The organism is Microbacterium sp. p3-SID336 (genome assembly GCF_025143365.1).
In the GTDB taxonomy this organism is placed as follows: domain Bacteria; phylum Actinomycetota; class Actinomycetes; order Actinomycetales; family Microbacteriaceae; genus Microbacterium.
The window spans coordinates 16,491-41,762 of sequence record NZ_JALXPE010000027.1 but is presented as its reverse complement, the minus strand read 5'-3'; the positions used below and the strand labels follow the sequence as shown (position 1 = coordinate 41,762).

The window sequence follows — 25,272 nt, the reverse complement described above, 5'->3', positions numbered from 1 at the left end:
CGCCCTGGTGATTTACCCCGGCGTACCCTTGTGCGCCCTCGGACCCGGAGAAAGGATGCTGAGTCAAAAGCCTCGTGAAGGAGCAGCCGTGACCCCTGGCAGCCGAACCGACAGCCCGCCTGCGACCGACGGCGCCCTCGCCGATGGCCTGCTCAATCTGGGACGGTTCCTGCGCCCCGGGGAGGTGTCGCCCGACCTCCGGTCCCTGTTCCTCGACGGCGGGCGCGCGGGGGATGCGTTCTACCGCGACCGCTGGTCGCACGACAAGGTCGTCCGCTCGACCCACGGGGTGAACTGCACCGGCTCGTGCTCGTGGAAGGTGTACGTCAAGGACGGCATCATCACGTGGGAGGCGCAGCAGACGGACTACCCGTCGATCGGGCCCGACTCCCCGGAGTACGAGCCGCGGGGCTGCCCGCGCGGAGCGGCCTTCAGCTGGTACACGTACTCGCCGACCCGGGTGCGCTACCCGTACATCCGCGACACGCTGGCCCGGCTGTACCGCGAGGCGCGGGCGATCCACGCCGACCCGGTCGACGCCTGGGCGTCCATCGTCGAGAATCCGGAGAAGGCCGCCGCCTACAAGCGGGTGCGGGGGAAGGGCGGCCTGATCCGCACCACGTGGGACGAGGTGATCGAGATCGCCGCGGCCGCGCATGTGCACACCGTCAAGTTCTACGGTCCCGACCGCGTCGCCGGCTTCTCGCCGATCCCCGCCATGTCGATGGTGTCGCACGGCGCCGGCTCCCGCTTCCTGAACCTGCTGGGCGGCACGATGCTGTCCTTCTACGACTGGTACGCCGACCTCCCTGTCGCCAGCCCGCAGGTGTTCGGCGACCAGACCGACGTGCCGGAGTCCGCCGACTGGTGGAACGCGGGCTACCTCATCATGTGGGGCTCGAACGTACCGGTCACCCGAACCCCCGACGCGCACTTCATGGCCGAGGCCCGGTATCGCGGTCAGAAGGTCGTCACGGTCTCACCCGACTACACCGACAACACGAAGTTCGCCGACGAGTGGGTCGCCCCGCACCCCGGGACCGATGCCGCGCTCGCGCTCGCGATGGGCCACGTCATCCTCCGCGAGCACTTCGTCGAGAAGCGCACGCCGAGGTTCGAGGAGTACATGCGGCGGTACACCGACGCGCCGTTCCTCGTGGCGCTGGAGGAGCGGGACGGGGGACTCGTGCCTGGCAAGTTCCTCACCGCGTCCGACCTGGAGGGCGACACCGCCGCGCAGCCGCGGGCCGAGTTCAAGCCGGTGCTGCTGGATGCGTCCGGGAAGCCGGTCGTGCCGAACGGCTCGCTCGGCCACCGCTTCACGCCGGAGGACGAGGGGAAGTGGAACCTCGACCTGGAGGGCGTCGTTCCGCCGCTGTCGATCGCCGACCTGCCCGGAACCTCGGAGTCGGCGGAGGTGCGGCTGCCGCGCTTCGACCTCGACCCGCAGCCCGGGCAGGAGCACGCGGGCGGGTCCGGCGTCGTCGTCCGCGGAGTGCCAGTGCGCACGGTCGCCGGAAGGGCGGTCACCACGGTGTTCGACCTGATGCTGGCGCAGTACGGTGTCGGGCGCGATGGCCTGCCGGGGGAGTGGCCGGAGGGCTACGACGATGCGGGCACCCCCGGCACCCCGGCCTGGCAGGAGGAGCACACCGCGGTGCCCGCAGCGCAGGCTCTGCGCATCGCGCGGGAGTTCGCGGACAACGCTGAGCGCTCGGGCGGCCGGTCGATGATCCTGATGGGCGCGGGCACCAACCACTGGTTCCACTCCGACACGATCTACCGCACGTTCCTGGCGCTCACCACGATGACCGGCTGCCAGGGCGTGAACGGCGGCGGCTGGGCGCACTACGTCGGGCAGGAGAAGGTGCGCCCGATCACGGGCTACCAGCAGTATGCGGCGGCGGCCGACTGGGGCCGCCCTCCGCGGCACACGATCGGCACGGCGTTCTGGTACCTCGCGACGGATCAGTGGCGCTACGACGGACTCCCGGCCGATCAGCTCGCCTCGCCGCTCGGCACCGGGCGGTTCGCGGGACGCACCACCGCGGACTGTCTCGTGGAGTCCGTGCAGCGCGGCTGGATGCCGAGCTATCCGACGTTCGACCGCAACCCGCTCGACCTGTGCGACGAGGCGGCCGCCCACGGCAAGGAGCCCGCGCAGCACGTGGTCGACAGCCTGGACGACGGGACTCTGCGTTTCGCGGTGGAGGATCCGGACGCGCCGGCGAACTTCCCGCGCATCGTGCTGGTGTGGCGGGCGAACATCCTCGGCTCCTCCGGCAAGGGCAACGAGTACTTCCTGAAGCACCTGCTGGGCACGGATGCCGCGATCCGCGCGGAGGAGGCGGCGCCCGGCTCGCGCCCGGCGACGATGACATGGCGGGAGAAGGCGCCCGAGGGCAAGCTCGACCTGCTGATGACGGCCGATTTCCGCATGACGAGCACCACGCTGTTCAGCGACATCGTGCTCCCCGCGGCCACCTGGTACGAGAAGCACGATCTCTCCTCGACCGACATGCACCCGTTCATCCACGCGTTCAATCCGGCGATCGCCCCGCCGTGGCAGACGAAGACCGACTTCGACGCGTTCGGCCTGCTGGCGGAGAAGTTCAGCGCCATGGCGCGCACCCACCTGGGGGTGCGGCACGATCTCGTCGCCACGCCGCTGCAGCACGACACCCCGGACGTGATGGCCACGCCGCACGGCCGGGTGCAGGACCTGCCGCGGGTGCCAGGGGTGACGATGCCGAAGCTGGCCGTGGTCGAGCGGGACTACCCGAACCTCTACGAACGGTGGAAGGCGCTGGGTCCGCTGACCCAGAAGCTTGGGATGACCACGAAGGGCATCACCTATCGCGCGGAACCCGAGATCGAGAAGCTGAAGCGGGTGAACGGGGTGGTCGCGGCCGGGCCGTACACGGGCTCGGTGCGCCTGGACACGGATCGGCGGGCGTGCGAGATGATCCTCGCGTTCTCCGGCACCAGCAACGGCCGGCTCGCGGTGCAGGGCTTCCACGCGCTCGAGAAGCACACCGGGCAGGAGATGGCCTTCCTCGCGGACGAGCACGAGGGCACGCGGCTCACGTTCGCGGACGTCTCGCTGCAGCCGCGCAGCGTGATCACGTCTCCGGAGTGGTCGGGGTCGGAGCACGGCGGCCGACGGTACACCGCGTTCGCGATCAACGTCGAGCACCTCAAGCCCTGGCACACCCTCACCGGGCGTCAGCACTTCTACCTCGACCACGACTGGATGGACGAGCTGGGCGAGGCGCTGCCGGTGTACCGTCCTCCGCTCGACATGCACCGGCTCTTCGACGACGTCGTGCCGGGCACGAGCAGCGCCGCCGAGGTGCACGTGCGCTACCTGACGCCGCACTCGAAGTGGTCGATCCACTCGGAGTACCAGGACAACCTGTTCATGCTGTCGCTCTCCCGCGGCGGACCCACGATCTGGATGAGTCCGCAGGACGCGGAGAAGATCGGGGTGCGGGACAACGACTGGATCGAGTCGTACAACCGCAACGGCGTGGTCGTCGCCAGGGCGAACGTGTCGCACCGTATGCCCGAGGGCACCGTGTACATGTACCACGCGAAGGATCGAACGGTCGATGTGCCGATCTCCGAGGTCAGCGGTCAGCGCGGCGGCATCCACAACTCGCTCACGCGCATCCTGCTCAAGCCCAGCCACCTCATCGGCGGGTACGCGCAGCTGGCGTGGGCGTTCAACTACCTGGGGCCGACGGGCAACCAGCGCGACGAGGTCACCACGATCCGCCGCCGCGATCAGGAGGTGCGGTACCGATGAAGGTCATGGCGCAGATGTCGATGGTGATGAACCTCGACAAGTGCATCGGGTGTCACACGTGCTCGGTCACGTGCAAGCAGGCGTGGACCAACCGCACCGGCATGGAGTACGTCTGGTTCAACAACGTGGAGACCCGGCCGGGCGTCGGCTATCCCCGCGGCTATCAGGACCAGGAGAAGTGGGGCGGCGGCTGGGTCCGCGACAGGCGCGGGCGGCTGCGGCTGCGCAGCGGCGGGCGGCTCGCGAAGCTCGCGCGGATCTTCTCTAACCCGAAGCTGCCGGGCATGGACGACTACTACGAGCCGTGGACGTACGACTACGACATGCTCGTGAACTCCCCGAGCGGCGAGCACACCCCCGTCGCGCGGCCGAAGAGCCTCATCACGGGCAAGGACATGAAGATCTCGTGGTCGGCCAACTGGGACGACGACCTCGGCGGATCGCTCGAGACCATGCACGAGGACCCGATCCTGCAGAAGATGAGCGAGCAGGTCGAGGCCGAGTTCCAGAAGGCGTTCATGTTCTACCTGCCGCGCATCTGCGAGCACTGCCTGAACCCCTCGTGCGTGGCCTCGTGCCCCTCCGGCGCGATGTACAAGCGCGAGGAGGACGGCATCGTCCTCGTGGATCAGGACGCCTGCCGCGGCTGGCGCATGTGCGTGTCGGGCTGCCCGTACAAGAAGGTGTACTTCAACCACAAGACCGGCAAGGCCGAGAAGTGCACCATGTGCTACCCGCGCATCGAGGTCGGGCTTCCCACGGTGTGCTCCGAGACCTGCGTCGGACGGCTGCGCTACCTCGGCCTCGTGCTGTACGACGTGGACCGCGTCGCCGAGGCGGCGGCGGTGGAGGACGAGCACGAACTGCTCGATGCGCAGCGCTCGATCATCCTCGACCCCAACGACCCCGCCGTCGTCGAGGCCGCGCGGCGGGACGGCATCCCCGAGGACTGGATCGAGGCGGCGCAGCGCAGCCCCATCTACCGGCTCATCCAGAAGTACCGGGTGGCGCTGCCGCTGCACCCCGAGTACCGGACGATGCCGATGGTCTGGTACATCCCGCCGCTGTCGCCCGTGGTCGACGTGGTGAGCGGATCGGGCAACGACGGGGAGGACGCGCGGACCCTGTTCGCCGCGATCGACAAGCTGCGGATCCCGATCGGGTACCTCGCCGAGATGTTCACCGCCGGGGATGTGAAGCCCGTTGACGCCTCCCTGCGCAAGCTCGCGGCGATGCGGTCGTACATGCGCGGAGTGAACCTCGACGACGAGCGCGACGAGCGGATCGCGAACGCCGTGGGCATGACCGGCGCGGAGATCGAGGAGATGTACCGGCTGCTGGCGATCGCCAAGTACGAGGAGCGCTACGTGATCCCGGCCGCACATGCCGAGCGGGCGCACGAGCTGGAGGAGATGGCGTGCTCGCTGGACTACGAGGACGGCCCCGGCATGGGCGGCGCCGGACCGTTCGGCGAGAACAGTGGCCGGCTCACCCCGGTGGCGGTGGAGAACTTCCACGTGCTGGCCGACCGGCAGACCGCCGACCGCCCATCGACACCGGGCCGCGTCAACCTGCTGAACTGGGACGGCAACGGTCGCCCCGGCGGGCTGTTCCCGCCGGAGGCCGAGAAATGAGCAGCGTCCTGCCGATCAGGGAGCGTGCAGGGCGGGTCACCCCGCGGCGCCCGCTGCCGGACGCGCTGACGCCGGCGCCGCTCAGCCCGCCGCAGCGGCGCACCGTGCACATGATCGCGTCGCTGCTGCTCGACTACCCCGACGCGGCGTGGTTCGACCGGGTGCCGGTCGTCCGGGCGCACACAGTCGGGCTGCCGGCGGCGGTCGAGGAGCCGCTGCTGCGGTTCCTCGAGAGTGCGGTGCAGGCCGGAGAGGCGCAGGTGCAGCGCGAATACGTGACGACCTTCGACCTCAAGCGCAAGTGCTCGCTGTATCTGAGCTACTACGCGACGGGTGACACGCGGCGGCGGGGAACGGCCCTCGTCACGTTCCGGGAGGCATACCGCGCGGCGGGATGGGAGTTCGACGCGGCGGAGCTGCCCGACTACCTGCCCGCCGTGCTGGAGTTCTCCGCGCGTTCAGCCTCGCCCGTGGCCGACGCCGTACTGGCCGCGCACCGCGAGGGTGTGGAGGTGCTGCGGGCGGCGCTGGAGAGCATGGACAGCCGCTGGGCGGACGTGGTTCGTGCGGTGACGCTGTCGCTTCCGAAGGTCGACCAGGCGATGCGCGAGCGCGTGCTGTCGCTCGTGAACGAGGGGCCGCCCGCCGAGACCGTGGGCCTGAGCCTGCCGATGCCCGCTTTCCGAACGAGGGAGCCGAGATGAGCCTCGACATCATCCTGTGGGTCGTGGTGCCCTACGTCTGCGCCGCGGTCTTCGTGCTCGGCCACATCTGGCGGTACCGCTACGACAAGTTCGGCTGGACGACGCGGTCGTCGCAGACCTACGAGAACCGGCTGCTGCGGTGGGGGTCGCCGATGTTCCACCTGGGCATCCTCATGGTGATCGCGGGGCATGTCGTGGGGCTGCTGATCCCGCGGGAGTGGCTGTACGCGATCGGCATCACGGAGGAGATCTACCACGTCGGGGCGACCGTGCTCGGCACGGCGGCCGCGGTGCTCACCCTCGCCGGCCTCGCGATCCTGATCTACCGGCGGCGCACGGTGGCCGCGGTGTTCCTCGCGACCACGGTGATGGACAAGGTGATGTACGTGTTCCTGGGCGCGACGCTGCTCTTCGGCACCGGCGCGACCGTGGTGTACCAGGTGTTCGGCGGCGGCTTCCACTACCGCGAGACGATCTCGCCGTGGATCCGCCAGCTGATCATCCTGCAGCCGCGGCCCGATCTGATGCTGGACGTGCCGCTGCTGTTCCAGCTGCACGTGTTCACGGCGATGCTGCTGTTCGCGCTGTGGCCGTTCACGCGACTCGTGCACGTGTTCTCGGCCCCGGTCGGGTACCTGTTCCGCCCGTACATCGTCTACCGCTCGCGCGACGACCAGCGCGGCACACGCGCGCCGAAGCGCGGGTGGGACCCGGTGTCCACACCCGACGCCGCGCGGCTGCGGCGCCCCTGACGCGGCGGGCGCGGGCGGCGGTCCGCGGGCGGACGGCTCGCGCTTCGGCCCTGACGTGGCGGGCGCGGGCTACGGTCCTGACGCGGCGGGCGGTCGGCGGCACCGACGGGACGCCTCAGCGGGCGGAGGCCGCCAGCGCGGCGACGAACGACGTGGCGGGGGCTGCGAGCACGGCCGCCACCGGGGCGTCCTGCACGATGCGGCCGTCCTGCAGGATCACGAGCCGTGCGGCGAGGGACTGGGCATCGACGATGCCGTGCGACACGATCACGCTCGTGGTGTCGTCGCGGTGTGCGCGGACGACGTCGCGCAGGTGGGCGGCGGCCTCCACGTCGAGCGAGGTGAAGGGCTCGTCGAGCAGCAGCAGCCGGGGTCGTGCGGCCAGAGCCCTGGCGAGGGCGATGCGCTGCCGCTGACCGCCGGAGAGCTCGTGCGGGCGACGGTCGCGCAGGGATTCGAGCCCGAGGCGCGCGAGCCAGTCGGCAGCGGACCGCCGTGCCTGTGTGCGGTCGAGGCCGCCGGCGCGTGCCCCGAACGCGATGTTCTGCCCCGCGCTGAGGTGAGGGAACAGCAGCGCCTCCTGGCCCAGGAGCGCGACCGCGCGCTGCGCGGGGGGTGTGTGCGTGGTCGCTCCCGCGAGGCGTCGTCCGTCGAGGTCGATGTGACCGTCGTCGATGCGCACGAGTCCGGCTACCGCCTCCAGCAGCGTGGTCTTGCCGGCTCCGCTCGGCCCCATGATCGCCACCGCCTCGCCCGCCCCCACGCGCAGCGCCGCGTCGAGGCCGCTGCGCCGCACCACCACGTGTGCGTCGAGGCCCTGCGCCGTCGACGGGCCCTGCGTCGTCCGTGGGTCCTGCGTCGCTCGTGAGTCGTGCGTCGCTCGTGAGTCCTGCGTCGCTCCACGGTCGCGCGTCGCTCCACTGTCGCGCGTCGCCCCACCGTCCTGCGTCGCCTGTGGGTCCTGCGTCGCCCCACCGTCCTGCGGTGCACCCTCGTCGCGCGTCATCGCAGCGCCCCGGGGCGCCAGGCCCGCACGAGCAGCAGCACGACCACGGCGGTCGCGAGCAGCAGCACCGACAGGGCCACCGCGGTCTCGCGGCCGCCGCTCGCACCGTTGAACGCGGTGTAGATCGCCAGCGGCATGGTCTGCGTGACTCCCGGCGCATTGCCGGCGAAGAGCGCGGTCGCGCCGAACTCGCCGATGGCTCTGGCGAAGCACAGGATGACGCCGACGACGATGCCGGGAGCGGCCAGGGGGAGGGTGACGCGCCACAGCACCATGGAGGGGGAGGCGCCGAGCGTGGCGGCGGTGCGCTCGTAGCGGCTGCCGGTGCTGCGGATCGTGCCCTCGACCGCGAGCACGAGGAACGGCAGGGCGACGAATGCCTGCGCCAGGACGACCGCGAGCGGGGTGAACGGGATGCCGGTGCCGAACCAGTCCGCGATCGCGGCGCCGAGCGGGCTCGACCTGCCGAGGAGGAACAGCAGCGCGACTCCGCCGACCATCGGCGGCAGCACCAACGGCACGGCGACCAGGGCGCGCAGCAGAGCCGAGGTGCGCGGGCCGGAGCGGGCGATCAGCAGGGCGAGCGGGAGGCCGAGCAGGACGCAGACGGCGGTGGCAGCGAGCCCGGTCGTGAGCGACAGGCGCAGGGCGTCGAGGGCTGTGGGCGAGGTCACGTCCGTCCAGAAGGTCGCCCAGGACGTCCGGCCGACCAGCGCGAGAAGGGGCAGGACGAGCAGCAGGATGCCGAGCGCGGCCGGGGCGATCAGCAGGAACGGCGGCGTGGCCCCGGTGTCGGTGCGGATGGTCGAGGGCATGGGGGCGGCCTCAGGACGTCCCGAAGCCGGCATCCGCGAGGAGGCGCTGCCCCTCCGGCCCCTGGACGAACGCGACGAAGGCGGCGCCGGCCTCAGAGGAGCCGTCGAGCGTGGCGATCGGATAGCGGCTCACGATGTCCTCCGCGCCCTCCGGGGCGAAGCTCTCGACGTCCTCGCCGCGCACATCGGTGGCGTAGACGATGCCGGCATCCGCCTCGCCCTCGACGACTTTCTGCAGCACGGCGGTGACGTTCTGCTCCACACTGGCTGGTGTCACGGTGACCCCTGCAGACTCGAGCAGCCGTGCGGTGGCCGCCCCGCACGGCACCTCCGGCGCGCACAGCACGGCGGTGGCTGCGGCGAGGTCGGACAGGGTGGTGATGCCGGCGGGGTTCCCGGCCGGCATCGCGACGACCAGCGTGTTCGTGGCGAAGGGCTGCGGATCGGACGCGAGTCCGGCATCGACCGCGGTCTGCATGGTGCGCTCGTCCGCCGTGGCGAGCACATCCGCGTGCGCGCCCTCGGTGAGCTGGGTGACGAGCACGCTCGACCCGTCGTAGACGATCGGGTGCACGGTGACCTCCGGGTGCGCGGTTCGGAAGGCCTCGGCGATCGCGTCGAAGGCCGTGCGCAGGGAGGCGGCGGCGAACACCGTGACCTCGCCGTCCGCCCCCGCCCGGTCCGCCGAGGAGGGGGCGCTCGCACAGCCCGCGAGAGTCAGAGCGAGGGCGAGCGCGGCGGCCGCGGTGACGCGACGGCCCCGAGGTGCCATGCGGCCTGTTCCGCGCTCACCCGCGTTCATCGCGGGGTCTCCACGATCACCGTCGTGGCCTTGACGACGGCGACCGCCAGCGAACCGGGATGAAGGTCCAGCTCCGCCACCGCCTCCGCGGACATCAGGGAGACGACGCGGTGCGGTCCCCCCTGGATGTCCACCTGCGCCATGACCCCGTCGACCTGCACGCGGGTGACGAGCCCCGTGAAGCGGTTGCGCGCGCTGGAGAGCACGTCGCCCGGCACAGCGGGAGCGGCGGCCAGTGCGACCGCATGCTGCGCCAGCGCCTCGCCCGGGATCCGGGCGGGGCTGTCGTCGGTGACCGGGAGCGTGCCCTGGTCGACCCATCGCCGCACGGTGTCGTCGCTGACGCCGAGCAGGCGCGCTGCTTCGGCGATGCGATAGCTGCTCACAGCGCCGAGCCTAAAGCCCTCACTTCCGCAGATCCAGGGGTTGTGCCGGGATTATTCCGTGGCTGCGGATTTTCGAGCCTGTCAGTGGATGCAGCGCGCGATTTCCCCCGGGCGAACTCGGGCCGCGGTCGGCGAGCTGCGGAGTAGCCTGGCCGCATGCCGTTGCCCCCGCTCGTCGAGCCGGTCGAGGCGCTCAGCCGCGCCGAAGCCGCCAGAGCCGCGCGGCATCTCGTCCTCGCCGATCTGGGAGAGCTCGGACAGCGGCGGCTGCGGGCCGCGCACGTCGCGGTCGTGGGTGCCGGCGGACTGGGCTCGCCCGTGGTGCTCGCGCTCGCTGCCGCGGGCATCGGCACGCTCACCGTCATCGATGACGACACGGTGGAGCTGTCGAACCTGCAGCGGCAGGTGCTGCACCGCCTCGCCGATGTGGATGCGCCCAAGGTCGACAGCGCGGTACGCGTGGCAGGCGAGCTGTCTCCCGAGACCATCGTGCGCCCGGTGCGTGAGCGGCTGACCGCGGCGAACGCGGACACGCTGCTCGCCGGCGCCGATGTCGTGATCGACGGTTCCGACTCGTTCGAGACCAGAAGCCTCGTGGCCGCCGCCTGCGAGCGCAGCGGCGTCCCCCTGGTGTGGGGCGTGGTGCAGGAGTTCGCGGCGCAGGTCACCGTGTTCTGGTCGGATCCCCCTGCCGGCACCGAGCCGGTCGTCCTGCGCGACCTGTATCCGCCGGAGGAGGTGGGGGCACTGCCTTCGTGCGCGGCGGTGGGCGTGCTCGGCGCGCTGTGCCTTCAGGTGGGGTCGCTGCTCGCGATGGAGACGATCAAGCTGGTCGCGGGCATCGGCGAGCCCCTGTTCGGCCGGGTACTGCTGATCGACGCGCTGCGCGGCCGCATGAGCGAGGTGCCCCTGCGCGGATCGCGTGCCGCGACGACGGGCGCGGCTGCGGAAGCCGGGGAGCGCTCGCCGGCCGCAGGAACACGGCCCGCCGATTCTGGGGCGCGCCTCGTCGATCCCGAGGCACGCGCGGTCGATCCCGAGGCACGCGCGGTCGGTCCCGAGACGCGCGCGGTCGGTCCCGAGACGCGCGCGGTCGGTCCTGAGGGGCGGGCGGTCGGTCCTGCGGGGCGCGCGGTCCATCCTCAGAGGCTCTCTGTCGATCCCGAGACGCGCCCTGTCGATCACGAGACGCGCCCTGTCGATCGCGGAGTGCCCACGGCGGGCACGGCTCCTCGCTCTGCGCCTCCCGGCGTGCCTCATGTCGATGTCGCTGCCCTCGCGGCCGAGGTCGCGGCGGGTGCTGCGGTGCTCGACGTGCGCGAGGCGGCGGAGGTCGCCACCGGCATGATCCCGGGGGCCGAGCATGTGCCGCTCGGCGAGGTGCTCGCGGCGCCCGCGCGCTTCGCGGACAGCGGGCGGATCGTCGTGGTGTGTCAGGCAGGGATGCGCGCGGCACGCGCGGCGCGGGCGCTGCGGGCCGCCGGCGCGGATGCCGTGGTGCTGACCGGCGGCATGATGGCGTGGGCGGCGCGATGAGCGGTCTCCGCACGGTCGAGGAGCAGCTCGCGCGAGTGCTGGCGGCTGCCGCGGTGCTCCCGTCGATCCAGACGGAGCTCGCCGCGGCCCGAGGCCTCACCCTCGCGGAGCCCGTGCTCGCGCGCAACCCGGTGCCCGTGTTCGACAACTCCGCCATGGACGGCTTCGCGGTGCGCTTCGGCGACGTGGCGAGCGCGACCGAGTTCGCGCCCGCACGGCTGCGCGTCGTCGCGGACGTGCCGGCGGGCAGCGGCGACGACCCTGCGCTTCCGCCCGGCACGGCGGCGCGCATCATGACGGGAGCGCCGCTGCCGAGTGCCGCCGACACCGTGGTGCCGTTCGAGGACACGGCGGGCGGCCTGGCCGATTCGCTGGGCGAGATCACGGTCCTCCGGGCGCCGCGGGCCACCGGGGCGCACGTGCGTCGAGCCGGCGAGGACGTCGCGGCGGGTGCCATGGCCCTTCCCGCGGGGAGCGTGCTGGGCGCGCGGCAGCTCGCCGCCCTGGCCTCCGTCGGCATCCACACGGCTCCGGTGGTCGCCCGCCCTCGCGTGGCGGTGTTCTCCACGGGTGCGGAGCTGGTCGCACCGGGGCAGCCGCTGCGCCGCGGGCAGATCCCCGAGTCGAACGGGCTGCTGCTGGCTGCCCTCGCGGAAGAGGCGGGCGCGGACGTGGTGCTGCGGGACGTGCTCGGCGACGAGGGCGACGAGCCACGTGCGGCGGTCGCCGCGGCCGAGGAGCTCGGCGTGGACGTCGTGATCTTCTCCGGCGGTGTGAGCGCCGGGGCGTACGAGCCGGTGCGGCAGAGCCTCGGCGGGACGATGGAGTTCGCACGGATCGCCATGCAGCCGGGGAAGCCGCAGGGCTTCGGGGTGACCGACCGCGGCACCCTGCTGTTCGGACTGCCGGGCAACCCGGTGAGCGCGGCCGTGTCGTTCGAGGTGTTCGTGCGGCCGGCGCTGCGGAGGCTGCAGGGACGCAGGGACCTCCATCGCCCGCTCCGTCGTCTGCCCGCCGGGGCCTCGTGGCGCACCCCTCCCGGTCGGCGCCAGTACCTTCCGGCCGTGCTCGCCGAGGGCGGCGTGGTGCTGCCGGCCGCCCGCGGCGGTTCGGGCTCGCACCTCGCGGTCGGCCTCGCCGCCGCGACCGCCTATGCCATCGTCCCCGCGGAGACCGTCGAGGTCGCGGCGGGGGACCTGATCGACGTGATGGAGCTGACATGACCTTCACCCACCTGGACTCGGCCGGGAATGCCCGCATGGTCGACGTGACCGACAAGCAGCCCACCGTCAGGGCGGCGACGGCCGCGGGGCTCGTGCGCTGCGCCCCTGCGACGATCGCGCTGCTCCGCGACGGCGCGGTGCCGAAGGGGGATGTGCTCGCGGTCGCCCGGATCGCGGGCATCCAGGCGGCCAAGCGCACGCCGGAGCTGCTGCCGCTCGCGCACGTGATCGGGGTCCATGGCGCCGTGGTCGATCTGGACATCGACGACGACGGGGTGCGCATCACGGCGACCGTGCGCACGGCCGACCGCACCGGCGTCGAGATGGAGGCGCTCACGGCCGTGTCTGTCGCGGCGCTCGCCGTGGTCGACATGATCAAGGGCGTCGACCGGTCGGCGTCGATCGAGCAGGTGCGCATCGTCGCCAAGGAGGGCGGTCGTAGCGGATCGTGGCGGAGGCCGGGGGAGTGACGGACGATCTGCGCACCGCCGCCGTCGTGCTCGTGGGCGGACGCGGCAGCCGGATGGGCGGCGTCGTGAAGCCGCGACTCCTGCTCGGCGGCCGCAGCCTGTTCGTGCGCACGGTCGGCGCCCTCGCCGGGGCGGGTGTCGCGCCGCTGGTGGCGGTCGGACCGCGCATCGAGGACGACGAGCGCGTGGCGTGGACCCGCGAGGAACCGCCGCACGGGGGCCCCGTCGCGGGCATCGCGGCTGCCCTTCCCGCGCTGGACGCCCCGTGGGCCTTCGTGCTCGCGGGCGACCTGGTGCATCCGGCCGCGCTCGTCGCACGGTTGTCCGCGGCCAGAGCGGAGGCGGCGGAGGCCGGAGCGCTGGCGGACGCGGAGGGCTTCGTGTTCACAGCGGGCGGGCACCCGCAGTGGCTCGCGGGGCTCTACCGCACCGCGGCAATGGAGCGGGCGCGCGCCGCCCTCGGGACCGTGCAGAGCGTCGCGGCGCGCGAGCTGTTCGAAGGGCTCGCGATCACGTGGCTGCCCGACGAGGATGGGCTCTGCGACGACATCGACACCCCGGCCGATCTCGCTCGCGCTCGCGAGCAGCAGCAGAAGGAGGACACGCCATGACCGATCGCACACTGCCCCCGGAGGCCCTCGACGCCTGGGCGGGCGAACTCCGTGAGCGCTTCGCGCTCGGCCCGGACGACGTGCCGATCGCGTTGATCCTCGACCTCGCGCGGGATGTGGCGACCGGGGTCGCGCGACCTGCGGCACCCCTCAGTGCGTTCGTGGCCGGGCTGGTCGCCGGGCGTGGGGGAGGGACACCGGAGCAGGTGCGGGCGACCGTGGCCGAGATCGTCGCGCTCGCCGCAGCCCACCGCGGGCAGGAGTCGGCATGACCACGGTGCGCTACTTCGCCGCCGCCCAGGATGCGGCGGGCGTCGAGGCCGAGGCTCTCGAGGCGTCGACGCTGGGTGACCTGCGGGCACGCCTGACGGCGGACCATCCGGGCCTTGCCGGGATCCTCGACCGCTGCGCGCTGCTGGTGGACGGGCGTCGAGTCGACGACGGGTTCGCGTTGGCCGGGGTGGAGACGGTCGACGTGCTCCCGCCGTTCGCCGGCGGGTGACGCTCGGCACTCAGTCGCCGTTCGCCGGAGGGGCGTGCTCGGCCCTCAGTCGCCGTTCGCCGGAGGGAGCGCGCGCGGTCCCCTCCCGCCGTTCGCCGGAGGGGCGCGCTCGGTCCTCAGCTGCCGTTCGCCGGAGGGAGCGCGCGGTCCCCTCCCGCCGTTCGCCGGAGGGTGAGCATCAGCCCTCAGCCGCCGTTCGCGGGAGGGTGACGCGCAGCTCAGCCGCCGATGCCCTTCCAGACCGTCGTGCCGTCGGCCTCGACCTGACGCTTCCACACCGGGAGATCGCGCTTGATGGCCTCGATGGTCTCGCGGCACACGGCGAACGCCTCGTCGCGGTGCGCCGCGGCCACCGCGATCACGACGGCGGCGGCACCCACCGGGAGGCGGCCGATCCGATGGCTCACCGCCACGATCGCCTCACCGCTCTCCCCGGTCGACACCGCGTGCGCCGCGATGGTCTGCAGGATGCGCTCGGCATCCGGATGCGCGGTGTACTCCAGGGCCACCACCGTGCCGCTCGCGTCCGGGTCGTGGTCGCGCACCCGGCCGAGGAACGTGGTGACGGCGCCGGCGGTCGCATCCTCCACGGCGGCGACGTGGGCGTCGAGCGACAGCTCGCCCTCGGTGATCGCGGCGAGAGCGACGGTCATGCGTGGTCTCCGCCGTCGAGCTGGGCGATCACGTGCTGCGCGACGGACAGGATCACCGGCATGCCGTCTTCGACCGCGCCGACGGATCCGGGCAGGTTCACGACCAGTGCGCCGCCGGCGACCCCCGCGAGTCCGCGGCCGAGCAGAGCCGTGGGAACGGTGGCGGCGCCCCGGCGACGCAGCTCCTCCGCGATGCCGGGCAGCTCGTGGTTGAGCACACGTGCCGTGCCATCGGGTGTCGCGTCACGGGGAGCGACTCCGGTGCCGCCGGTGGTGACCACCAGCCGTGCGCCGCGGGACAGCAGCGCGCGCAGGGCGTGTTCGACCGAATCGGCGCCGTCCGGCACGATGACCGCGTCGGCGCACTCGAAGCCCGCATCGCGGAGGGCGGCGACAGCGATCGGTCCGGCGGTGTCGGTCCGGGTGCCGGCGGCGGAGCGGTCGGACACCGTGAGGACGGCTGCGGTGGTCATGAGGTGAGCGTAGCGTCGCACTGCCGGGACATCGAGGGTCAGACGCTCATGTCGACGGGCGGCTCCATCACGATGCCCTGCGCCTCGAACGCGCGGCGGCGCTCCTCGATGCGCCTATGGAGTTCGACCTGTGCGTCGTCCACGAGCCGCGGATCGAGCGGCACGGTGGGAGGATGCGGGTCGCCGTGGTGGGCGGCGATGTAGGCGTCGAGCTCGGGGCCGCTGGTCCACGAGGTGATGAGCGCGTAGCGGGGTTCCGTGCCGCGGTGCCAGACGGCGTGCCAGAAGCGCTGGGTGTCGAGGATGATGCGCGACCCGGCGTGCAGCGGCAGGCGGACCTCGGTGGCGGGGTCGAACCGATCGGAGCGCAGGATCAGCATCGAGTCGGCGTCGTCGGTGAGGTTGTAGTAGCCGCGGACGACCCAGCCCGTGCCGGGCTCGTTGAGGCGGTTGTTGTCGTCCTGGTGCAGGTTGTAGATCGCATCGGCGTACTCGTTGGGCTGCAGCTCGATCACGCGGCACCGCCCGACACCGGCGCCCGGCTCCAGTGCGCGCCGCTGGAGCGTGGGTGCGACTGCGACCTGGGAGTCGATCCACACGCCGTCCTTGTCGGTGCGCGGCGGGGTGTGGTTCCAGAACCCGTTGCAGTCGACGGCTCCTGCGTAGCTCGCGAGCGGGGCGAAGCGCGTGACGCCGGAGGAGCGCCAGCCGACGTACTCGAGGTCGCGCCACTCGGAGGGGTCGATCGGGGTGGTGTCGTCGTCGAGCACGACGTAGCCGGTGCTCGCGAGCGCCTCGGAGGTGATGAATCCCATGCTGCGCATCCTTCCCGTCGGTGCTGCCCCCTCAGGCGGCGGGTTCTTAGGCAATCCTAACCGGGTTCGCGACCACCGCCTCGCCGATGCCCGTGCAAAACAGCCGGCCCCTGGGCCGGTGCTCGCGCCGATATTCTGGGGGCATGACGCAGCCCCAGGGTGCCCTTCTCGTGGGCAGTGTGAACTACGACGACGCCGAGACCACCATCCGCACGGCCGCGGGGCTGCTCGGCGACCGGCTGCGCCGCATCCCCGACGGGGAAGTCGGGAAGCGGTTCCACTGGATCATGTTCCAGCCCGACGTGATCGGGCAGGCCGACGGGATCGAGCGTATCGGCGACGAGCCGATCCCGTTCCCCGCCGGCATCGACGCGCGCGGACTGCGGATCGCCGAGGGCGTCGACGCGGCCGCCATCGTGCTGCCCCCGCTGGGCTACGCCGCTGCCGCCATCGAGTCGTACGCCCTCTTCGCCCGTCTGCGCGCGGAGGGCGTCGTCGCTCCGGGCACGCGCTTCCAGGTGTCGCTGCCCACGCCGCTCGCGGTGATCTCGTCGTTCTTCCGCGGCGACGACCGTGCCGCCATCGAGCCGGTGTACACCGCCGCGGTCCTCCGCGAGCTCGACGAGATCCTCGCGGCGATCCCGCACGAGGACCTCGCCGTGCAGTGGGACGTCGCGAGCGAGATGGGAATCATCGAACGCGCCTCCGGGTACGGCGCCGTGATGGAGGCCTGGTGGCCCGGCGACCCCTTCGACGGCCTCGTGGCGCGGCTCGCCGCCCTCGTCGACGCGGTGCCGGTCGACGTCGAGGTCGGCGTGCACCTCTGCTACGGAGACGCGGGGGAGAAGCACTTCTTCGAGCCGTCCGACGCGGGGAACCTCGTGCGCTACGCGAACGCCGTGGCCGCCGCCGCCTCCCGGTCGCTGACGTGGCTGCACCTGCCCGTGCCGATCGCCCACGACGACGAGGCCTACTTCGCGCCGCTCGCCGACCTGTCTCCGGTGGACGAGCTGTATCTCGGTCTCGTGCACCGCGAGGACGGCGCGGAAGGAGCGCAGCGCCGCATCGCCGCCGCCACCCCGTACGTGCAGGCCTTCGGCGTCGCGACCGAGTGCGGCATCGGGCGCGCACCGGCCGGCAGCACCGAGGGGATCCTGCGCACGCACGCCGAGGTCGCCGCCGCCTGGTGAGCGCCCGATTCGCGCGGCCGCCCCGTGTGTCGTAAACTGATCCGCGGTGACGTGTCCGAGCGGCCGAAGGTGCAACTCTCGAAAAGTTGTGTAGGGTAACCCCCTACCGTGGGTTCAAATCCCACCGTCACCGCGTTAGACCCCCGGTTAGATGGAGAAATCCACTCTGACCGGGGGTTTTCTCTTACTCGGGCACCTGTCGGACGGGTTGAAAAACGCCGCCCCGGTGTCAATATGGGTGTTAATGAATCCGCGACCCTGAGATAGGGTACGGGGCATGGCACAGGCGAACAGACGCACCATCAACGGTGTCCCGTCGTGGCAAGCCGTCAGGGTGTTCACCGTCAAGCGTCCCGTTCAGGATGAGGCGACAGGTGCGGTCATCGGCTTTGAGCGCATCAAGAAGCGTCTCACCGGCACGGCACCCACGAAAGCTCTCGCTGAGCAGCGCCTTGAAGAGAAGGTCATGGACTTCCGTGCCCTGATGGTGGCTGACCCTTACAACGACAACCTCGTGCCTCAGCGGTATCAGCAGAGCATCACCGTCTCAGAGCTATACGACAAGTGGCTTGTTCACCGGCAGGAAGCATCCAACAAGGACAAGCTCGATCAGGCAACAGTAGGCGAGTACAACACCCGGTTCCGCGTCCACATTGAGCCGCACCTTGGGACGAAGCGCATCAGCGCCCTCACCAAGAAGATGCTCAACACGTTCATATGGACAACCCTCGTCATTGAGAAGAAGACGCGAGTGGATGAGAACGGGGAGATCGTCAAGACCGATGAGCCTCGGAACGGACTGTCTCTCAGGCGAACCATCTACTCCCTGCTGAATCAGATGCTTGAATACGCGGTCTTCGATGACCTCCTGACTCACAACCCGCTGCTTGGTGTCACCCGACCCAAGCAAGCCAAGATGAGTGACGCGGCAGAAGCAGCAATCATTGAGCACCACTACATCCCTGCTCAGATCTACAAGTCGCTCTACGACACCCCTGAACTCGGGATGTGGATTCTCTCGTTCATGGGTCTCCGGGCAAGCGAACGGCTTGGGGTGGAGGACTCATCCTTCCGCCACTTGGAAGACCCGTCCCACCCGACCGAACTAATCATCAACAGGCAGCTTGACCGGAACCGGGAAACCGGGAAGTTCTTCATCAAGAAGAAGACCAAGACCCGCTCAGGTAAGCGCATCATCACCCTGCCCGATGAAGTCACCCATCACCTTCTGTTGTGGAAGAAGCAGCGGGACAAGTGGAAGCGAGAGGGCAAGAAGAACGGCACGTGGGAGCCTGATGAGGGGTTGGAGAATCTGTTCTTCGTGAAGGAGGACGGCACCGCGATCCGACCTCAGAAGGACAGGTACGCGTGGACGCGGCTGCTCACTCGTCTCAACCTGCCTCACCACCGTGGGCATGACATGCGCCACATGACCGCTACAGCGTTGGGCACGGCACGAGTTAGCCCCGCCATAGCTCGTTCCATCCTCGGTCACTCCACTACGTTGATGACATTTTTTTACATGCATTTCAATGCCGCTGATACGGCAGAAGCTCTTACCGAAGTGGCAGCGATGTTCTCCGCTGATGCTCCGACTCTCCGGGTGGAAGCAGACGGAGAAGCCGACGACATGTTCGAAGTGGTGGGTAGCAGCAACGCTCTCACCAAGCTGCTGCTCATGGGGCAAGACCCCAAGGGCAATGAGATCGACATGACTGCCTCTGAGCGTGCTGTCGCAGATATGAAGGCGATCCTGAACTCCACCGGACGTGAGCCGAAGACGCGAGCGGAAACCGACCTTGCGGCAATCAAGAAGGCTCAGGCGGAAAAGGAGAAGACCCCCGTAGCGTAGGCAACAGGGGTCTTCTCCGGTGAACGAGTTACCGACTCTTCTTCTTCACCGGGTTCAGGTAGGCGGTCTGAGCACTCATCTCAGCACTCGTGCGGTCGTACCCGCGAAGCGTCGTCATATCCTTGTGCCCTGAAACACGAGCGATGTCCTTCTCAGCAACACCCGCCTGATTGCTCAGGGTGATGAACGTAGCGCGGAGACTGTGGGACGAGAACGCCTCAGCCTGAGCGGGAGAAGCCACAGACGCCTCTAAAACGCGCTGACGCAGCATCTCGGTGATCGCGATACTCGGATGACGCATTCCGGTCGCCTGAACGCCCCTCAGACCCCGGATGACGGGGAACAGCGGGAACTTGGGGTGAGTCTCCTTCGTGTATCCGAAGGAACGGAGCACAGCAAGCCAATCCGTGAGCGCCCGCACCGGGTCAAACCGGCGCTTGGAGAACCGTGCCACAGGGATAAAGATCCCCTGCCCGGTCTGATCGGTCTTGGAGAAGCGGACACGGACGTTCACACCGTCAATCGCTACTGCCGGGGTGATGTCAGACAGGGTGAGCTCTCCAAGGTTGGATGAGCGAAGAGCGGTCGCTACTCCAAGTGCGATGAGTGCCTTATCCCGGATGTCACGCGGCGTGTGGGTGCTGATGCTCTTGTAGATGAGGTTCAGGTCATCAAGGGTGAACGCCTGAGCCTTGCGGGGGGAGTGTTCCTTGCCCTGACGGGCGAGACCTTCCATGAACGCCTTGACGGGCTTGGAGTGAAGCGCTGAGTAGAACAGCGGGTTCTCAAACGAGGTGCGGTTCTTCACGGCAGCGAGAGTCTTATTGATGGTGGAGAGAGTTCGTCCGTTGTCAGCGAGGTGACGCAGATAGGACAGCACACGCTCAGTGAACATGCCGCTGTCACGGGTCACATCACCGCTCTGAGGGTAGAAGTCCCACCCCTGCTGCTCGTAGAAGGCGAGAAGCCCCTTCATGGACTGTGCGTAAGCCTTCTGAGTGGAGGAAGCAACCTCATCAGCGATGGTGGAGAGAATCGCATCACGGTTAGCGACCGGCTGAACAATCACAGCCTCTACGGTTTCAATGGTGCTCATGGTTACTCCCTTCGTTGCGTACAGTATCGCTCGAAGTTCGGACATTGAACTAAAAGAAACTCGGTGAAGGAATGTCGGCGGTTCCTCGTAGTGTGCTTCCCATCAGGAGAAGGAGATACCGTGAGCGAGAACACTCTGATTGGACGGTCTGCTAACCCGGCTACCGGTGAGCAGGAGCTTGCTGAACTGTGGGAGTGGGCTTGCGACAGTGACACCATCGTTCGTGAGGCTGTGTTCCGAAACCTCATCACGAATCAATCCACTCCAAGGGATCTTCTGTTTGCTCTTGTTCAGACGTTGCTCCCTCATCACGATGACCTCGCGATGTCTTTTCTCAACCACGACAACGCTGACGCTCGGCTGTGGGAGTACGTGCTTCGGAAGCCGGGATACTCCATGCCGGTGAAGCGAGTTGCCTACCGGCTGTGGAAGAACGCTTGACCTCAAACGAAGAGAATCACCCTTCTCCAAACCAACTTCTTTAAGTTTGGAGAAGGATGCTCGGTCACAATCCTTCGGGTGCGGCAAGGTTCAGTTTTCCGCATGCCCAACCCATCTCAAACATGAGCGCATCGCGGTTGCTCACGAAAGTAGACGAAGCTGTTGAAAACAGAATAGGGAGGGCTACTTCCATGAACTCCGCAACTGCGTCATTCGCAGAGCGTTCGCGAAGTTCGGCACGGAAGCCCGCCCTGAACACCTCGTTCTCTGACAAGAACTCGTCGCTCTCGATGTTGGTGAGAGCCGCGACTGATAGAAAAGGGATGAGCTTCTTCATGAAGGTCTGAGGGAAGCCATACAAGTACACGGTCACCCAATCAGAGTCAACGTCAAAGTCCTCGTCATAGAGATGAGGTGGACAAGCGAAGCCGAGGGCAAGCTTCTCCGCCCCACTTGACAGAGTTCCGTCATCCCACATGAGGATGGGGAAGTGCTCTTCAAGGTTGACGCCCTCCGGGTTGATGAAGAATCCATCCGCTTCTTCATTCAGGCACGTCGTACGGTCAAGAATCCGAAGTAGGTTGGGTCCATAATCTGCGTAGTGAGAGTGGTTGATGTCCATTGATGTTCTTCTTTCTGATTCAAGAAGCACCCCTCCTTGTGAGGGAGTGCGATCAGAGAAGAAGTGGGGTGTGAGACAGAGCTTGGCGCAGTGGCGGTCTCTGTCTCACACGGTGGTTACCGGTTGACAGGTGTGAGAGGAAGCACAGTCAACACGTCTACGTACGTTATGTCTGTGAACGTTCCGTCATCCCACATGAGGATGGGGTAGTAATCCTCAAGGTCATAGCCGGTCGGGTTGAAAAACTTGACCTCATCCGAAGCCTGTACATCATCCTCCGAAATGGACTCCACTACTTCACGAGAGAAGTCTCGTTCAAGACTTCCGTTGCGGTCACGGGAGAAAGCAACCCAATAGCCGTAAGAAGTCGCAGGTTCGCACTCCAAGTACTCAAACCGAATCAGGGAGCAGTTGGTTTCAAGGAAGTCCAAGAGCGGGCAAAGAATCGGGTTGTACCCGAACCACTTGGTGAAGCAAACCCATCCAAGCGTTGATGACCCATCCTCGTTGTCAGTCAAAGTCCACTCCGTATCGAACGGGTAGCGCTTCTCTTCATCTTCAAGCGAGTCATAGAAAGCGTCGTCGCGGATGCCCGTGGTTGCGTCCGTAGCAAGTAGGACGTTCAGGGCGTCAAGCCACCCGTCAGCATCGCCATTCTTGGGGGCTGTGGTCAGCAGCTCGTGAAGCGAGGTGACATGCTCAGTAGGGGCGGTGATTTCAAAGCGGTTGTAGCATTCGTTTGCCATTGGTCTTCCTTCGTGTATCTCTCGTACCCCTCCGAGTGAGGGTGAGAGATCGGCACTACTTCGAACCATAGGCGGGACAGATTCGCGTCCCAAGCTAATTCCCGGTCACGGGCGGTTACATAACCAATATATGGGATTATATAAGTTATGTCAAGGTTATTGATTCTCGGGCGTGTCGACCGGTCATCAGAGACGCAGCCATAGGGTGAAGTCATGACTGACCATGAAGAGCGGTATCTGAGCACGCTACGGGCGTTCGTGCTCCGTGCCCGACGCATACGGGCGCATTCCCTGTCCAAGGATGCCGCGCTCCTTCAGAAGTTGCTCAACCCCACGATGACCATTCAACTCAACCCGGAGACGGGCGAGACCACGCTTACGTGGAACCTGCCGCCTGAAGAACAGGTAGAGAGCGCTGCTGCCCGAGTGAGACCACTCATCCTCAACGACGAGGACACCTATCACGCCAAGGTCATGAAAGCGATCTCCTACTTCGCGAACAAGGCGAATCTCCCTGAGGTCAACATCGAATCCATCCGTGTGCTCAAGCAGCAGTGGGCGAAGGTGAATCCGAAAGCAGAGAGCAACGGATACTACGAAGTGCGCGTTCAGATGAACGATGATCCTGAGACTCAGATTGGCGACAACGCTTTGGCGTTCTCATGGATATACGGTGATGTTGTTCACGCAGACCCGGAAAGACGAGCGCAGGGGCAAATCTTCGGAGTAGATGAGCGCTACCGTGCCGCCGTTCCTGTGGTGGTTCGACTACTGATGCTCGCGATGACAACGCTCACCTTCGTTGAGGTGCTTCACGCGAACGGCACTATCCCTGACCTCGGCAACGTCTTCAATGAGGACGTTGTTTACGACGAGGCAACAGCTGCCGTCAAGACTCGCGTGTACTTAGCCGAGTACGGCGAGGATGGGAAACTCCCGGAACCACCCGCGATGGGGGAAGAGTTCGGGAAAGGTTGGAAGTCGTTCCACGAGGTGTTCGGCGCACAGGCACAGTCACAGGGCGCGGAGGACGACAAACCAACAGAGGAACAGGGCGCCTGAAGCACCCATACACTGCGGGGTATGGCTATCACCTCTCTTACGCCCGGTCAGTCGTATGTCGGCTTGCTCATCGACGGCGTGGACGGCACCCCCTACACAGGCGCAACGTTGCGAATGGAAGACCGGGGTCCGGTGGTCGACGTTCCCTTCATCTCCCACGACGAGACCGGGCAGTTCGCACACGTGGACGAGTGGTTTCGGACGCAGACGCCCCCTCAAAACCTCATCCTTCACACACCTGACGGCATGATCGGTCTCTACGGGATTCGGTGGCGGGGGCACTCAGTGAGAAGCGGAGTCTCTTTGGGACAGCTCACCCCGTCAGAGACCCTATTGGGACGATACGAAGGCTCTCTTAGCGAGCCGTTCAAAGTTGCTGAGGCTCGTAGCGCAGTTGACGGGCTTCGTCAGTGGACTCAGCTGTACGGCATCACATCCGACCGGGAGATTGGCGAAGACGGGACGGCAGATCTCGTCGTGCGAGTCACAACCGGGGTTGAGTCCACGTGGCAACAGGGTGAGGCAACGATGAGCCTCATGAGTGATTGGCGCACAGCGGCTCCCGATATCGACCCTCACAGTGGTTTGAACATCTCTACGCAACCCGTGCTCGTATCCAAGTTCCCGGAACCGCGCCCCCTGAATGATCACATCAACGAGCAACGGAAGGTTGTTCACCTTCTGACCCTCATAGCCGGAAGTCCCATTCACTTCCGTCAGCATCATGTGGGCGATGAGCAGATCGTGCTGAGATCGATGGGAGCAACCGTGCTCGGGCACCCGAAGGTTGAGGCGATCAGTAGTCACACGGTTCAGGACTACGCGCAACCGAGACCGAACAAGAGAGCATTGGACGGCATGCTCACCCGCTTCAGCGACGTTGGCGAAGCGGGAATGGTTCGGTGGAACGAACAGTACGAGCCTTGGAAGAAGTTCATACTCCCTGCGGTAGGAGACTTCGGACGCACCAACTCGTTCATGGAAGACACCATCATCTCGATGTCCATGAGCCTTGAAGCAGCGGGCAAGATGATCGGGGAGAGACCCGGCGAGGAAGATACTTACGAGCGCAACCGCCCCATCACGGCTACACAGGTCTATCGTTGCCTCGATGTTGTCGGTGTCTCATGGGGCGAAATTGGCGACAACGCAGGGATCGCCCGAGGTGTCGCGCGAACATACAACTCCATCAAGCACTTCAACGATGGAGAGTACCCCGACGCGGCAGTTTCCCACCTCGTTAGTGGTATTGCGCAGATGATCGTGAGGTTGATGACTCTTCATCTTCTTGACGAGAGTGGTTCTCTTCTCACTCAGTATCGTGAGGTCGGAGCAATGAGAGACCTTGAGAACCGTGCGAAGCACTATCGCTTAGCTTTTGACTCGCGAGGGAACATCGTGTCGACCGAAGGTGGAGAGCCGAATGAAGAATCCTAAGCCCACGCCTAAGTCAACGGCTGTGATGGGGAACGCCCCGGCAACCACCTACCGCAACCTCATCGTCCGATACGCACACAAAGACGCGGGAGACTTCGCCTTTTTCTACGAAGAATCAGCGAAGCGCCTTGCCTCAACATTCAGCGGCAAGCCTGAAGACGACACCATGCTGCTGCCCTTCCTCTACCTCTACCGTCAGGCAGTGGAGCTAAGGCTCAAGAGCCATATCCAATACTTCGCGAGCATCCGTATGAACTACGTCGACGGAGTCACACCCGCGTTGAGGGACGCAGCAAGCGCCGAATGGCTGAGGAAGAAGTTCGGGCACAAGCTTGACCGGCTACTCGCTGAGACGAAGGTTCACTACGAGGTACTGAGTGAAGGTCGACCCTTCCCTCCTGAGATGGAGAAGTTTGTGCTTGCGTTCCACGAGGATGACGCAGGCGGGGTGGGGTTCAGGTATGCCGGGAACCTTCCGAACGTTCAGGAGTCCGCGGACTTCCCGGCGCTCGCTGATTGGTTGGATACCGGCTACACCAACCTTGCCCTCCTTGAGGATGAGATCGACGGCGTCTACTCCCACGTGCCAACACTTAGGGAGCAAGCGGACTACTGACGACGGTGACCGCCTCCGCA

26 protein-coding genes and 1 tRNA gene are annotated in these 25,272 nt (G+C 67.4%); 17 read left to right on the top strand and 10 right to left on the bottom strand.

The genetic code is table 11. The annotated features are described in order from the left end of the window. The first annotated feature begins 55 nt into the window (after positions 1-55). The 4 genes from M3C17_RS09795 to narI are packed head-to-tail and all read left to right on the top strand — an operon-like array spanning position 56 to position 6,898. Complete coding sequence (locus tag M3C17_RS09795) at positions 56-3,808, top strand: nitrate reductase subunit alpha (RefSeq protein ID WP_396819967.1); 3,753 nt, start codon at positions 56-58, stop codon at positions 3,806-3,808. Continuing rightward, entirely contained in the window at positions 3,805-5,442 is a 1,638-nt protein-coding gene (gene narH / locus M3C17_RS09790; protein WP_259977515.1) for a nitrate reductase subunit beta, read from the top strand. Before M3C17_RS09795 ends, narH begins: the two co-directional genes overlap by 4 nt. Further along, entirely contained in the window at positions 5,439-6,146 is a 708-nt protein-coding gene (narJ, locus tag M3C17_RS09785; protein WP_259977513.1) for a nitrate reductase molybdenum cofactor assembly chaperone, read from the top strand. The genes narH and narJ overlap by 4 nt, the downstream gene beginning before the upstream one ends. Next, on the top strand, positions 6,143-6,898 hold the full coding sequence (gene narI / locus M3C17_RS09780; RefSeq protein ID WP_259977511.1) for a respiratory nitrate reductase subunit gamma: 756 nt from the start codon (positions 6,143-6,145) through the stop codon (positions 6,896-6,898). Before narJ ends, narI begins: the two co-directional genes overlap by 4 nt. Positions 6,899-7,013: 115 nt before the next feature. Here narI and M3C17_RS09775 read toward each other — a convergent pair whose 3' ends face one another. From M3C17_RS09775 to M3C17_RS09760, 4 genes are read right to left on the bottom strand one after another with little or no spacing between them, the layout of a single operon-like run. Next, on the bottom strand, positions 7,014-7,904 hold the full coding sequence (locus tag M3C17_RS09775; RefSeq protein ID WP_259977509.1) for an ATP-binding cassette domain-containing protein: 891 nt from the start codon (positions 7,902-7,904) through the stop codon (positions 7,014-7,016). Next, positions 7,901-8,719: an ABC transporter permease gene (locus tag M3C17_RS09770; RefSeq protein ID WP_259977504.1), complete on the bottom strand. Its 819-nt coding sequence runs from the start codon at positions 8,717-8,719 to the stop codon at positions 7,901-7,903. Before M3C17_RS09770 ends, M3C17_RS09775 begins: the two co-directional genes overlap by 4 nt. Before the next feature lie 10 nt (positions 8,720-8,729). Further along, positions 8,730-9,491 carry a molybdate ABC transporter substrate-binding protein gene (gene modA, locus M3C17_RS09765; RefSeq protein ID WP_259977503.1) on the bottom strand — a complete coding sequence of 254 codons (762 nt, stop codon included), beginning with the start codon at positions 9,489-9,491 and terminating at the stop codon, positions 8,730-8,732. Between the two features lie 26 nt (positions 9,492-9,517). Continuing rightward, positions 9,518-9,907, bottom strand: coding sequence for a molybdopterin-binding protein (locus tag M3C17_RS09760; protein WP_259977501.1), 390 nt, complete (start codon positions 9,905-9,907; stop codon positions 9,518-9,520). Between the two features lie 156 nt (positions 9,908-10,063). Between M3C17_RS09760 and M3C17_RS09755 the strand changes: the two genes are divergently transcribed. Genes M3C17_RS09755 through M3C17_RS09730 form a run of 6 tightly spaced genes read left to right on the top strand, consistent with a single transcriptional unit; the run spans position 10,064 to position 14,249 of the window. Continuing rightward, positions 10,064-11,443, top strand: coding sequence for a HesA/MoeB/ThiF family protein (locus tag M3C17_RS09755; protein ID WP_259977499.1), 1,380 nt, complete (start codon positions 10,064-10,066; stop codon positions 11,441-11,443). Next, entirely contained in the window at positions 11,440-12,666 is a 1,227-nt protein-coding gene (glp, locus tag M3C17_RS09750) for a gephyrin-like molybdotransferase Glp (RefSeq protein ID WP_259977497.1), read from the top strand. The genes M3C17_RS09755 and glp overlap by 4 nt, the downstream gene beginning before the upstream one ends. Further along, complete coding sequence (gene moaC, locus M3C17_RS09745) at positions 12,663-13,136, top strand: cyclic pyranopterin monophosphate synthase MoaC (RefSeq protein WP_259977495.1); 474 nt, start codon at positions 12,663-12,665, stop codon at positions 13,134-13,136. The genes glp and moaC overlap by 4 nt, the downstream gene beginning before the upstream one ends. Then, a complete protein-coding gene (locus M3C17_RS09740; RefSeq protein WP_259977493.1) occupies positions 13,133-13,747 on the top strand; it encodes a molybdenum cofactor guanylyltransferase in 615 nt (204 codons plus the stop codon). Before moaC ends, M3C17_RS09740 begins: the two co-directional genes overlap by 4 nt. Next, on the top strand, positions 13,744-14,019 hold the full coding sequence (locus tag M3C17_RS09735; protein WP_259977492.1) for a DUF6457 domain-containing protein: 276 nt from the start codon (positions 13,744-13,746) through the stop codon (positions 14,017-14,019). The genes M3C17_RS09740 and M3C17_RS09735 overlap by 4 nt, the downstream gene beginning before the upstream one ends. Then, positions 14,016-14,249 carry a MoaD/ThiS family protein gene (locus M3C17_RS09730; protein ID WP_259977491.1) on the top strand — a complete coding sequence of 78 codons (234 nt, stop codon included), beginning with the start codon at positions 14,016-14,018 and terminating at the stop codon, positions 14,247-14,249. Before M3C17_RS09735 ends, M3C17_RS09730 begins: the two co-directional genes overlap by 4 nt. Before the next feature lie 218 nt (positions 14,250-14,467). Here the strand turns inward: M3C17_RS09730 and M3C17_RS09725 are convergent, their stop codons facing one another. From M3C17_RS09725 to M3C17_RS09715, 3 genes are read right to left on the bottom strand one after another with little or no spacing between them, the layout of a single operon-like run. Beyond that, positions 14,468-14,902 carry a molybdenum cofactor biosynthesis protein MoaE gene (locus tag M3C17_RS09725; protein WP_259977490.1) on the bottom strand — a complete coding sequence of 145 codons (435 nt, stop codon included), beginning with the start codon at positions 14,900-14,902 and terminating at the stop codon, positions 14,468-14,470. Then, a complete protein-coding gene (locus M3C17_RS09720) occupies positions 14,899-15,375 on the bottom strand; it encodes a molybdenum cofactor biosynthesis protein B (protein WP_259977488.1) in 477 nt (158 codons plus the stop codon). Before M3C17_RS09720 ends, M3C17_RS09725 begins: the two co-directional genes overlap by 4 nt. Positions 15,376-15,413: 38 nt before the next feature. Then, positions 15,414-16,190, bottom strand: a complete 777-nt coding sequence (locus M3C17_RS09715; protein ID WP_259977487.1) for a hypothetical protein — start codon at positions 16,188-16,190, stop codon at positions 15,414-15,416. A 143-nt stretch (positions 16,191-16,333) separates the two neighbouring features. Between M3C17_RS09715 and M3C17_RS09710 the strand changes: the two genes are divergently transcribed. The 3 genes from M3C17_RS09710 (at position 16,334) to M3C17_RS09700 (ending at position 19,232) form a co-directional block, all read left to right on the top strand. Beyond that, positions 16,334-17,380 (top strand): hypothetical protein, encoded by a 1,047-nt coding sequence (locus M3C17_RS09710; RefSeq protein WP_259977486.1) that lies wholly within the window; start codon positions 16,334-16,336, stop codon positions 17,378-17,380. Between the two features lie 45 nt (positions 17,381-17,425). Next, positions 17,426-17,513 (top strand) — tRNA-Ser (locus tag M3C17_RS09705). A gap of 144 nt (positions 17,514-17,657) precedes the next feature. After that, entirely contained in the window at positions 17,658-19,232 is a 1,575-nt protein-coding gene (locus M3C17_RS09700; RefSeq protein WP_259977485.1) for a tyrosine-type recombinase/integrase, read from the top strand. A gap of 28 nt (positions 19,233-19,260) precedes the next feature. Here M3C17_RS09700 and M3C17_RS09695 read toward each other — a convergent pair whose 3' ends face one another. After that, positions 19,261-20,328, bottom strand: coding sequence for a tyrosine-type recombinase/integrase (locus M3C17_RS09695; RefSeq protein ID WP_259977484.1), 1,068 nt, complete (start codon positions 20,326-20,328; stop codon positions 19,261-19,263). Between the two features lie 120 nt (positions 20,329-20,448). Here M3C17_RS09695 and M3C17_RS09690 point away from each other — a divergent pair, with 120 nt between their 5' ends. Further along, positions 20,449-20,769 carry a hypothetical protein gene (locus M3C17_RS09690; protein WP_259977483.1) on the top strand — a complete coding sequence of 107 codons (321 nt, stop codon included), beginning with the start codon at positions 20,449-20,451 and terminating at the stop codon, positions 20,767-20,769. 64 nt (positions 20,770-20,833) lie between these two features. On the opposite strand, the gene M3C17_RS09685 is transcribed toward M3C17_RS09690, so the two are convergent. Then, the gene (locus M3C17_RS09685) at positions 20,834-21,391 is read right to left on the bottom strand and encodes a hypothetical protein (protein ID WP_259977482.1); all 558 of its coding nucleotides are present in this window, start codon (positions 21,389-21,391) and stop codon (positions 20,834-20,836) included. A gap of 116 nt (positions 21,392-21,507) precedes the next feature. Beyond that, positions 21,508-22,137: a hypothetical protein gene (locus M3C17_RS09680; RefSeq protein WP_259977481.1), complete on the bottom strand. Its 630-nt coding sequence runs from the start codon at positions 22,135-22,137 to the stop codon at positions 21,508-21,510. A gap of 213 nt (positions 22,138-22,350) precedes the next feature. Here M3C17_RS09680 and M3C17_RS09675 point away from each other — a divergent pair, with 213 nt between their 5' ends. From M3C17_RS09675 to M3C17_RS09665, 3 genes are read left to right on the top strand one after another with little or no spacing between them, the layout of a single operon-like run. Further along, a complete protein-coding gene (locus M3C17_RS09675; protein ID WP_259977480.1) occupies positions 22,351-23,199 on the top strand; it encodes a hypothetical protein in 849 nt (282 codons plus the stop codon). A 21-nt stretch (positions 23,200-23,220) separates the two neighbouring features. Then, a complete protein-coding gene (locus M3C17_RS09670) occupies positions 23,221-24,636 on the top strand; it encodes a hypothetical protein (RefSeq protein ID WP_259977479.1) in 1,416 nt (471 codons plus the stop codon). Continuing rightward, positions 24,623-25,252 carry a hypothetical protein gene (locus M3C17_RS09665; protein ID WP_259977478.1) on the top strand — a complete coding sequence of 210 codons (630 nt, stop codon included), beginning with the start codon at positions 24,623-24,625 and terminating at the stop codon, positions 25,250-25,252. Before M3C17_RS09670 ends, M3C17_RS09665 begins: the two co-directional genes overlap by 14 nt. Positions 25,253-25,272: the final 20 nt, after the last annotated feature.

Bases quoted from the DNA above. Each gene is read 5' to 3' on its own strand.
- M3C17_RS09720 (WP_259977488.1), bottom strand. From the start codon at position 15,375: ATGACCACCGCAGCCGTCCTCACGGTGTCCGACCGCTCCGCCGCCGGC.
- M3C17_RS09680 (WP_259977481.1), bottom strand. From the start codon at position 22,137: ATGGCAAACGAATGCTACAACCGCTTTGAAATCACCGCCCCTACTGAG.
- M3C17_RS09715 (WP_259977487.1), bottom strand. From the start codon at position 16,190: ATGGGATTCATCACCTCCGAGGCGCTCGCGAGCACCGGCTACGTCGTG.
- M3C17_RS09710 (WP_259977486.1), top strand. From the start codon at position 16,334: ATGACGCAGCCCCAGGGTGCCCTTCTCGTGGGCAGTGTGAACTACGAC.
- M3C17_RS09670 (WP_259977479.1), top strand. From the start codon at position 23,221: ATGGCTATCACCTCTCTTACGCCCGGTCAGTCGTATGTCGGCTTGCTC.
- narI (WP_259977511.1), top strand. From the start codon at position 6,143: ATGAGCCTCGACATCATCCTGTGGGTCGTGGTGCCCTACGTCTGCGCC.
- M3C17_RS09775 (WP_259977509.1), bottom strand. From the start codon at position 7,904: ATGACGCGCGACGAGGGTGCACCGCAGGACGGTGGGGCGACGCAGGAC.
- moaC (WP_259977495.1), top strand. From the start codon at position 12,663: ATGACCTTCACCCACCTGGACTCGGCCGGGAATGCCCGCATGGTCGAC.
- M3C17_RS09675 (WP_259977480.1), top strand. From the start codon at position 22,351: ATGACTGACCATGAAGAGCGGTATCTGAGCACGCTACGGGCGTTCGTG.
- M3C17_RS09685 (WP_259977482.1), bottom strand. From the start codon at position 21,391: ATGGACATCAACCACTCTCACTACGCAGATTATGGACCCAACCTACTT.
- modA (WP_259977503.1), bottom strand. From the start codon at position 9,491: ATGGCACCTCGGGGCCGTCGCGTCACCGCGGCCGCCGCGCTCGCCCTC.
- M3C17_RS09730 (WP_259977491.1), top strand. From the start codon at position 14,016: ATGACCACGGTGCGCTACTTCGCCGCCGCCCAGGATGCGGCGGGCGTC.
- glp (WP_259977497.1), top strand. From the start codon at position 11,440: ATGAGCGGTCTCCGCACGGTCGAGGAGCAGCTCGCGCGAGTGCTGGCG.
- M3C17_RS09735 (WP_259977492.1), top strand. From the start codon at position 13,744: ATGACCGATCGCACACTGCCCCCGGAGGCCCTCGACGCCTGGGCGGGC.
- M3C17_RS09700 (WP_259977485.1), top strand. From the start codon at position 17,658: ATGGCACAGGCGAACAGACGCACCATCAACGGTGTCCCGTCGTGGCAA.
- M3C17_RS09770 (WP_259977504.1), bottom strand. From the start codon at position 8,719: ATGCCCTCGACCATCCGCACCGACACCGGGGCCACGCCGCCGTTCCTG.
- M3C17_RS09695 (WP_259977484.1), bottom strand. From the start codon at position 20,328: ATGAGCACCATTGAAACCGTAGAGGCTGTGATTGTTCAGCCGGTCGCT.
- M3C17_RS09755 (WP_259977499.1), top strand. From the start codon at position 10,064: ATGCCGTTGCCCCCGCTCGTCGAGCCGGTCGAGGCGCTCAGCCGCGCC.
- narJ (WP_259977513.1), top strand. From the start codon at position 5,439: ATGAGCAGCGTCCTGCCGATCAGGGAGCGTGCAGGGCGGGTCACCCCG.
- M3C17_RS09795 (WP_396819967.1), top strand. From the start codon at position 56: ATGCTGAGTCAAAAGCCTCGTGAAGGAGCAGCCGTGACCCCTGGCAGC.
- narH (WP_259977515.1), top strand. From the start codon at position 3,805: ATGAAGGTCATGGCGCAGATGTCGATGGTGATGAACCTCGACAAGTGC.
- M3C17_RS09665 (WP_259977478.1), top strand. From the start codon at position 24,623: ATGAAGAATCCTAAGCCCACGCCTAAGTCAACGGCTGTGATGGGGAAC.
- M3C17_RS09725 (WP_259977490.1), bottom strand. From the start codon at position 14,902: ATGACCGTCGCTCTCGCCGCGATCACCGAGGGCGAGCTGTCGCTCGAC.